The following is an 8,303-nucleotide window of genomic DNA, read 5'->3' as shown; positions in this document are numbered from 1 at the left end:
CAATTCGCCGATCACTCGATCGACCGCCGCTATCTGGCGATCGTCGCCGGGGTGCCGGCCCCGCCCGCGGGCAAGGTCGATGCCCCGCTGGCGCGCAGCCCGCAGAACCGCAAGAAGATCGCGATCGTCGCGACCGGCAAGCGCGCCGTCACGCATTACCGCACGGTCGAGCGGCTGCGGCGCGACGCGGCTTTGGTCGAATGCCGGCTGGAAACGGGGCGGACGCATCAGGTGCGCGTCCATATGGCCTCGCTCGGCCACGCCCTGCTCGGCGACCCGGTCTACGGGCGGACCAAACAGGCGCACCGTGCGATCCTCGAAACGCTCGGTTTCCGACGGCAGGCCTTGCACGCGGCGCGGCTGGGGTTCATCCATCCGATAACAAGAACCGCTTTATCATTCGATAGCGCAATGCCTGCTGACATGCAGGAACTGTTCATTCAGCTCAACGTATAGAGTGGGAGACGGCGCGGCCCAGCACTCGCAGGCCGCCGCTTCCCGACAAAGGGAAAGGGTTAGGATCATGGCAAATCGCAGCAACGTCCCCGCGACGATCCCTGCGCTCGGCGGAGAGCAGAGCCTCAACCGCTATCTCGCCGAGATCAAGAAGTTCCCCATCCTCGCGCCCGAGCAGGAATATATGCTCGCCAAGCGCTTCCAGGAGCATGGCGATACCGAGGCGGCGGCGCAGCTCGTCACCTCGCACCTCCGCCTCGTGGCGAAGATCGCGATGGGCTATCGCGGCTACGGCCTGCCGGTGTCGGAGCTGATCTCCGAGGGCAATATCGGGCTGATGCAGGGCGTGAAGAAATTCGAGCCCGATCGCGGCTTCCGCCTCGCCACTTATGCGATGTGGTGGATCCGCGCCTCGATCCAGGAATTCATCCTGCGCTCGTGGAGCCTGGTGAAGATGGGCACCACCGCGGCGCAGAAGAAACTGTTCTTCAACCTGCGCCGGATGAAGGCCCGGCTCGACGCGTTTGAGGACGGCGATCTCAGGCCAGAGGACGTGGCGAAGATCGCCACCGATCTCGGCGTCACCGAGGCCGAGGTGGTCAGCATGAACCGCCGCATGGCGATGGGGGGCGATACCAGCCTCAACGTGCCGATGCGCGAGGACGGCGAGGGCCAGTGGCAGGATTGGCTCGCCGATGATGCGCCGCTGCAGGACAATGTCATCGCCGACGCGCAGGAAGCCGATGTGCGGCACGAGATGCTCGTCTCCGCGATGGACGACCTCAACGACCGCGAGAAGCATATCCTCACCGAACGCCGGCTGACCGACGATCCCAAGACGCTCGAGGAGCTCTCGCAAGTCTATGGCGTCAGCCGCGAACGCGTCCGCCAGATCGAGGTGCGCGCGTTCGAAAAGCTGCAGAAGGCGATGATGCGGCTGGCGGGCGAGAAAAGGTTGCTGCCGGCCTGAGCGCCCCCTCGTCATGCCGGGCTTGACCCGGCATGACGAGGTTTGGGTATTGGAAATACACCTTCCATTGACCTAACCACACCGCATGATCGCACATGTGCTTCGTATCGGTGGCAAGATCGCCCTGTGGTTCGTCGGCCTGTCGGTATTGTGGGTGGTGATCCTGCGCTTCGTGCCGGTGCCGTTCACCTTCACGATGATGGGCGACCTGCTTTCCGGCCATTCGATCACCAAACAGTGGAAGCCGCTGAGCGAGATCGACCCCAATATGGCGCGCGCCGCGATCGCGGGCGAGGATGCGCGTTTCTGCTCGCATCATGGCTTCGATTACAAGGCGATCGCCGGGGCGGCGTGGCGCAACGCCGAGGGCGGGCGCATCCGCGGCGGATCGACGATCAGCCAGCAGACCGCCAAGAACGTCTTTCTGTTCCAGGGCGGCGGCTATGTCCGCAAGGCGTTCGAGGCGTGGTTCACCGTGCTGATCGAGACGATCTGGGGCAAGCGCCGGATCATGGAAATGTATCTCAATGTCGCCGAGACCGGGATCGGCACCTATGGCGCGGAGGCTGGCGCGATGCGCTATTTCAACCATAGCGCGAGCCACCTGACCCCGACGGAGGCCGCGCGGATCGCCGCCGTCCTGCCGCTGCCCAAGAAGCGCGAGGCGGTCGACCCGAGCGGCTTCGTCCGCCGCCACGGCAACCGGCTGGCCGGCTATGTCGGCGTGGTGAAGCGCAACGGGCTCGATAGCTGCCTGCGCTGAAACCCTCCCTCCTTCCCTACTTCTCCCCTCCCTTCACCCGGGAGGGAAGTTAAGCAGGCACGGCGAGCGGCCGGTCGCACCACACAGTTTCCAAACAGATAGGTGACTTCCCGCGCCCGGCCCGGTAACGCGGCGGGCATGGCTTCATCGGCACCCTCTGACGCCCCGCGCGGCGCGCCGATCCCGTTCGGCGAGTTCGTGGCGATCGTCGCCGCGCTAATGGCGATGGGGGCGTTCGGCATCGACATGATGCTCCCCGCGCTGCCCGATATCGCCCAGTCGCTTCACGTCACCGTCGCCAATCATCGCCAGTTCGTGATCACTGTGTTCGGTGCCGGCTATGGCATCGGACAATTGTTCCACGGGCCGCTGGTCGATCGTTTCGGGCGGCGGCGGATGATGATCGGCTCGCTCGCCGCCTATGCCGCGCTCAACGTGCTGGCGGCGATTTCGGCGAGCTTCCCGCTGCTGCTCGCCGCGCGTTTCTTCGGCGGCACCGCGATCGCCGGATCGCGCATCGGGATGATCGCGATGGTGCGCGATTGCTTCGCCGGGCGCGCGATGGCGCAGATCATGTCGCTCGCCTTCATGGTATTCATGGCGATCCCGATCATCGCGCCGGGGCTCGGCGCCGGCATCCTGCTGTTCGGCAACTGGCGGACGATCTTCTGGATCATCGCCGGCCTCGCGCTTCTCGTGATGATCTGGGTCGCGATCCGCATCCCGGAGACGATGCTCCCCGAGGACCGCCGCGAGATCCGCCTCCCCGCGATCCTCGCCGGGTGGCGCGCGACGCTCTCCGACCGGCTCTCGCTCGGCTATACGCTCGCCACCACCGCGCTGACCGCCTGCCTCTACGGCTATCTCGGGTCGATCGAACAGATCATGGCCGACGGCTTTGGGCGCCCGCATCTGCTGATCGTCATCTTCGCGCTGAGCGCTGGGATGATGATGGTCGGCAACATGACCAATGCGCGGCTGGTAATGCGGATCGGCACGCGGCGGCTGAGCCACGGCGCGGTCTGCGCGATGATCGTGATCAGCGCGATCCACCTCGCGATCGCGATGACCGGGCATGAGACGATCGTGACCTTCGCGATGCTTCAGGCGCTGACCTTCGCCGCTTTTTCGCTCTCCAGCGCCAATTTCTCGGCGATGGCGATGGAGCGGATGGGGCATATCGCGGGCACCGCCGCCAGCGTGCAGGGGTTCATCTCGCTCACCTTCGGCTCGGCGATCGGGACGATGATCGGGCAGGCGTTCGACGGGACGACGCGGCCGCTGACCGCCGGATTCCTCGTCGCGGCGGTGATTGCGATCGGTCTCGCCTTCATCACCGAGCGCGGCCGCCTCTTCCGCCCGCTCGCCTGAAGGGAACCGCCCGGCCCTCCTGAGTGTTCGCGCTTTTGCGAAGGAGGAGAATGGCGATGGGTGGACGGCAGATCTACGGCCACGGTTCGGGCGACGACGGGTTCGACGAGGACGGCTATGACGAGAGCCAGCGCGCGGAAATCCTTGAGGTGACGCGCGAAGGGCGACGCGACGGGGCGATCATCACCGATCTCGATCCCGATCTCGACGTCGATCTGGAGGCCGACGACGACGTCGATAGCCTCAACGAAACCGACGGCGGGAAATAACCAGCCGGCGCCTATGGCGTTGCGGATCGGCGGCGCCGGTGCCACGGTCGCGCGATGCCCACGATCGCGCTGCTGATCCTTTCGAACTGCTTCATGACCACCGCCTGGTATTGGCATCTCAAAGGCGGGATGGCGAAGCCGTTGCCGCTGGTGATCCTGATCAGCTGGGGCATCGCGCTCGCTGAATATTGCCTCGCCGTCCCCGCCAACCGCATCGGCTACGCGCACGGGTGGAGCGGCGGGCAACTCAAGGTCGCGCAGGAGGTGATCACCCTCCTCGTCTTCGGTATCTTCGCGGTAGCGGTGCTCGGCGAACAATTGAGCTGGCGCCACGCCGGCGCGTTCGCCTGCCTGATCGGTGCGGCACTGTTCATGTTCGCCGGGCGGCCGTGAAGACCTAACCCGTTCGCCCTGACCTTGTCCAAGGGCTGCCCTTCTTCGTTGGAAAGAAAAGTGCGGGGCTTCGGCAAGCTCAGCCCGAACGGGGAAAACGGATCAGGCCAGGATCGGCATCCACATCGGCTCGCCGACGAGGCTTTGCGAGCCGCGCAACCGCTCCAGCGCCGCCGCGATCGCCGATTCCGGCGCCTCATGCGTAACGATCGCCACCAGGGCGCTGCCGTCGGGATTGGCGCCGCGCTGGATCAGGCTCTCGATCGAGACACCCGCATCGCGCATCGCCGCGGCGATCTCCGCCAATACCCCCACGCGATCGGCGACCATGAAGCGCAGGTAGAAACGCCCGCGCCGCGCGCCGGTATCGGCCGGGCCGGCATCGGCGAGCGCGGTCACCGGCATCGCGAAGGGCGGGCCGGCCTCGCCGCGCGCGATATCGATCAGGTCGGCGATCACCGCGCTGGCGGTCGGCCCGTCGCCCGCGCCCGCGCCCTGGAACAGCAAGCGGCCGACGAAATTGCCCTCCGCCACCACCGCATTGGTCGAGCCGGTGACATGCGCCAGCGGATGATCCTGCGGCACGAGCTGCGGCTGGACGCGCTGGAACAGCCCGCCCTGCCCCAGTTCTGCCTGACCGATCAGCCGGATGCGATAGCCAAGCGCCGCCGCCTCGGCGATGTCGCCGGCGAGGATCTGGCGGATGCCGCGGATCGCGACGTCGTCGAACGCCGGGCGGGTGCCGAACGACAGGCTGGCGAGGATCGACAGCTTGTGCGCCGCATCCACCCCGTCGATGTCGAAGCTGGGATCGGCCTCGGCATAGCCAAGCGCCTGCGCCTCGGCGAGCACATCGCCGAAATCGCGCCCCTCGGCCTCCATCTTGGAGAGGATGAAGTTGCAGGTGCCGTTGAGGATGCCCTGCACGCGTGCGATCTCGTTCGCCGCCGCGCCTTCGCGCAGCCCCTTGATCACCGGGATACCGCCCGCAACCGCCGCCTCGAACTTGAGCGGGACGCCGGCCTTCTCCGCCGCTTCGGCCAGTTCGAGCCCGTGATGTGCGAGCATCGCCTTGTTGGCGGTGACGAAGGCCTTGCCGCGGCCGAGCGTCGCGCGGGCGAGCGCCAGCGCGGGGCCATCCGCCCCGCCGACCAGTTCGACCACCACATCGGCGCCGACATCGGCAAGCGCGACGGTATCGTCGATCCATTCGAATCGCGAAATATCGACCCCGCGATCCTTGGTGCGGTCGCGCGCGGAGACCGCGACGACCTCGATCGCCCGGCCAGCGCGGCGCTCGATCAGCGCGCGATTGGCCTCGAGCACGCGGATCACGCCCGATCCGACCGTTCCCAGCCCCGCCAGCGCAACTCGCAACGCTTCCGCCATGTCGATTCCCTAATTTTGTAAGTCGCGCGCTCTTGGGCCACGAAGGAGGCGGCGGCAAGGGGCTGTGGCTTCCCCATCCCCCTGCGCCCCGCTAGTGATCGCCGATGACTACCGATCCCCACCGGCAACGCGCGGGCGTTGCCGAACTCACTTTTCGCGGCATCCTGCTCGGCGGGATCATCACGTTGCTGTTCACCGCCGCCAACGTTTATCTCGGGCTCAAGGTCGGGCTGACCTTCGCCACCTCGATCCCCGCCGCGGTGATCTCGATGGCGGTGCTGCGCGCCTTTCCCGACAGCTCGATCCTCGAAAACAACATCGTCCAGACGATCGCCAGCGCGGCGGGGACGCTCGCGGCGATCATCTTCGTGCTGCCGGGGCTGGTGATGATCGGCTGGTGGCACGGCTTCCCCTTCGTCACCACCGCCGCGATCACCGCGACCGGGGGCATCCTCGGGGTGATGTTCTCAGTGCCGCTGCGCCGCGCCTTGGTGGTCGATACCGACCTGCCCTATCCCGAGGGGCGCGCGGCGGCGGAGGTGCTCGAAGTCGGCTCGGCGGCGCGCGACGGCGGGGCGGAGAGCGCCAAGGGGCTCTCGGTGCTGATCTGGGGCAGCCTCGCCTCGGCCGGGTTCGCATTGCTGACCCAGATGAAGCTCGCCGCGGCGGAGACCGCACGCTGGTTCCGCATCGGCGCGAGCGCGACCGGGATTTCGGGGGGGCTGTCGTTCGCGCTGCTCGGGGTCGGGCATCTCGTCGGGCTGTCGGTCGGGATGGCGCAGCTCGTCGGGATGGCGACCGGCTGGTGGGTGCTGCTGCCGATCCTCACCGCGCATAGCGACCTCGGCGGCAGCGCCGAGGAACTCGCCAATACGGTGTTCCGCGCCGACGTGCGCTTCTTCGGCGCCGGGGTGATCGGGGTCGCGGCGGTGTGGGCGCTGGCGAAGATCGCGCGCCCGGTGATCGGCGGGATCGCCTCGGCGCTCGCCGCGAGCCGCGCGCGGCGTGGCGGCGAAGTGCTGGCGCTCACCGAACGCGATCTGCCGATCGGTGTCGTCGGGCTCGTCTCGCTGGCGATGCTCGTGCCGATTGGCGTGTTGCTGTGGAGCGTCATCGCGGGCGGGCCGCTCGCCGCGTCGGGGGCGCTGCTGATCGGCGGCGCCTTGCTCTTCGTGCTGGTGATCGGGCTTATGATCGCCGCGGTGTGCGGCTATATGGCCGGGCTGATCGGCGCATCCAACTCGCCGGTTTCGGCGATCGGCATCCTGTCGATCATCGCCGCCTCGCTGCTGCTCGTCGCCTTGTTCGGGCGCGGCACCCCGCCCGATACCGCGCAGGCGCTGATCGCTTATGCGCTGATCGTCACCGGGATCGTGTTCGGCGTGGCGACGATCTCCAACGACAATCTCCAGGATCTCAAGACCGGCCAGCTCGTCGGCGCGACGCCGTGGAAGCAGCAGGTCGCGCTCGTCATCGGCGTCTGCTTCGGCGCGCTGGTGGTTCCGATCGTGCTCGATCTGCTCAACACCGCCTTCGGCTTTGCGGGCGCGCCGGGCGCCGGGCCGCAGGCACTCGCCGCGCCGCAGGCCGGGTTGATCTCGGCGCTGGCGAAGGGCGTGCTCGGGGGCGACCTCAACTGGCCGATGCTGCGCTGGGGCGCGCTCGCCGGAATCGGCTTCGTCATCCTCGACGAGGCGATGGGGCGGGCCAAGCTGCTCCGACTGCCGCCGCTCGCGGTCGGGATCGGCATCTATCTGCCGATGGCGGTGATCCTGCCGGTGACGGTCGGCTCGTTGCTCGGCTGGATCTATGACCGCTGGTCGGACCGCCGCAACGATGCCGAGGGCGCCAAGCGGCTGGGGGTGCTCCTCGCGACCGGGATGATCGTCGGCGAGAGCCTGTTCGGGGTGGCCTTTGCCGGCATCGTCGCGGCGAGCGGCAGCGATTCGCCGCTGGCGGTGGTCGGCAACGGCTTCGCGCCGATCGCACTGGTCGGCGGAACGATCCTGTTCATCGCGCTGACCTGGTGGCTCTACCGCTGGACGCGCACGCTGGTGACGCGCGGCTGACAAGCCCCTCTTTCTTCTCCCCTCCCTTCACCAGGGAGGGGAGTTAAGGGGGACGAAGATCACATCAGCGCCAGCAGATCCTTGATCCCGACGAAGGCGAAGCCGACCGAGCTGTCGGCGATGCCATAAGGCATGAACAGCATGTCGCCGTGCTTCATCGCCCCGCAGGTATAGACGACATTGGGCACATAGCCCTCGCGATCCTGATCCGCCGCGGCGAGGATCGGCTCCTGCGTGCGCCCCAGCACCTTGCCCGGATCGTTCTTGTCGAGCAGCGCCGCGCCGATCGAATATTTGCGCATCGCGCCGACCCCGTGGGTCAACAGCAGCCAGCCCTCGTCGAGCTCGATCGGCGCGCCGCAATTGCCGATCTGGACGAATTCCCACGGATGTTCCGGCTTGAGGATCAGATCGCCGTCGTCCCAATGCGTCAGGTCATTCGTCTTGAGCAGGTAGAGATTTTCCCCGTCCTGCCGCCCGATCGCCATATAGGTGCCGTCGACCTTGCGCGGGAACAGCGCGATCCCCTTGTTGCGCGCGGCGGTTCCGGTCATCGGCACGAGGTCGAACGCCCGGAAATCCCTGGTCCGCATCAATTCGGACTGGATGCGCGAACCGTTATA

9 protein-coding genes are annotated in these 8,303 nt (G+C 67.2%); 7 read left to right on the top strand and 2 right to left on the bottom strand.

The features are described 5' to 3' along the window. The 6 genes from BGN95_RS02810 to BGN95_RS02785 form a co-directional block, all read left to right on the top strand. On the top strand, window positions 1-456 hold a 456-nt coding region (locus tag BGN95_RS02810), incomplete at its 5' end, for an RluA family pseudouridine synthase (protein ID WP_286771556.1). A gap of 67 nt (window positions 457-523) precedes the next feature. Continuing rightward, window positions 524-1,426, top strand: coding sequence for an RNA polymerase sigma factor RpoH (gene rpoH / locus BGN95_RS02805; RefSeq protein ID WP_179511681.1), 903 nt, complete (start codon window positions 524-526; stop codon window positions 1,424-1,426). 85 nt (window positions 1,427-1,511) lie between these two features. Continuing rightward, the gene (mtgA, locus tag BGN95_RS02800; RefSeq protein WP_265268416.1) at window positions 1,512-2,189 is read left to right on the top strand and encodes a monofunctional biosynthetic peptidoglycan transglycosylase; all 678 of its coding nucleotides are present in this window, start codon (window positions 1,512-1,514) and stop codon (window positions 2,187-2,189) included. 138 nt (window positions 2,190-2,327) lie between these two features. Continuing rightward, a complete protein-coding gene (locus tag BGN95_RS02795; protein WP_286771555.1) occupies window positions 2,328-3,560 on the top strand; it encodes a multidrug effflux MFS transporter in 1,233 nt (410 codons plus the stop codon). 56 nt (window positions 3,561-3,616) lie between these two features. Then, window positions 3,617-3,829, top strand: a complete 213-nt coding sequence (locus tag BGN95_RS02790) for a hypothetical protein (RefSeq protein ID WP_286771554.1) — start codon at window positions 3,617-3,619, stop codon at window positions 3,827-3,829. Window positions 3,830-3,883: 54 nt separating this feature from the next. After that, window positions 3,884-4,222 (top strand): DMT family protein, encoded by a 339-nt coding sequence (locus BGN95_RS02785; protein ID WP_179511684.1) that lies wholly within the window; start codon window positions 3,884-3,886, stop codon window positions 4,220-4,222. A 102-nt stretch (window positions 4,223-4,324) separates the two neighbouring features. Here BGN95_RS02785 and BGN95_RS02780 read toward each other — a convergent pair whose 3' ends face one another. Then, the gene (locus BGN95_RS02780) at window positions 4,325-5,611 is read right to left on the bottom strand and encodes a homoserine dehydrogenase (RefSeq protein ID WP_265268412.1); all 1,287 of its coding nucleotides are present in this window, start codon (window positions 5,609-5,611) and stop codon (window positions 4,325-4,327) included. A gap of 104 nt (window positions 5,612-5,715) precedes the next feature. Here BGN95_RS02780 and BGN95_RS02775 point away from each other — a divergent pair, with 104 nt between their 5' ends. Continuing rightward, complete coding sequence (locus tag BGN95_RS02775) at window positions 5,716-7,680, top strand: OPT family oligopeptide transporter (RefSeq protein ID WP_286771553.1); 1,965 nt, start codon at window positions 5,716-5,718, stop codon at window positions 7,678-7,680. Between the two features lie 59 nt (window positions 7,681-7,739). Here the strand turns inward: BGN95_RS02775 and BGN95_RS02770 are convergent. Further along, window positions 7,740-8,303 (bottom strand): glycoside hydrolase family 130 protein (locus BGN95_RS02770; protein ID WP_502688240.1); only part of this gene is annotated, 564 nt, incomplete at its 5' end.

Source organism: Sphingomonas sp. 66-10, assembly GCF_001897045.1.
In the GTDB taxonomy this organism is placed as follows: domain Bacteria; phylum Pseudomonadota; class Alphaproteobacteria; order Sphingomonadales; family Sphingomonadaceae; genus Sphingomonas; species Sphingomonas lycopersici.
This window is presented reverse-complemented; position numbering and strand designations above follow the sequence as displayed.

Coding starts and splice junctions, on each gene's coding strand:
- rpoH (WP_179511681.1), top strand. CDS start 524: ATGGCAAATCGCAGCAACGTCCCCGCGACGATCCCTGCGCTCGGCGGA.
- mtgA (WP_265268416.1), top strand. CDS start 1,512: ATGATCGCACATGTGCTTCGTATCGGTGGCAAGATCGCCCTGTGGTTC.
- BGN95_RS02795 (WP_286771555.1), top strand. CDS start 2,328: ATGGCTTCATCGGCACCCTCTGACGCCCCGCGCGGCGCGCCGATCCCG.
- BGN95_RS02790 (WP_286771554.1), top strand. CDS start 3,617: ATGGGTGGACGGCAGATCTACGGCCACGGTTCGGGCGACGACGGGTTC.
- BGN95_RS02785 (WP_179511684.1), top strand. CDS start 3,884: ATGCCCACGATCGCGCTGCTGATCCTTTCGAACTGCTTCATGACCACC.
- BGN95_RS02780 (WP_265268412.1), bottom strand. CDS start 5,611: ATGGCGGAAGCGTTGCGAGTTGCGCTGGCGGGGCTGGGAACGGTCGGA.
- BGN95_RS02775 (WP_286771553.1), top strand. CDS start 5,716: ATGACTACCGATCCCCACCGGCAACGCGCGGGCGTTGCCGAACTCACT.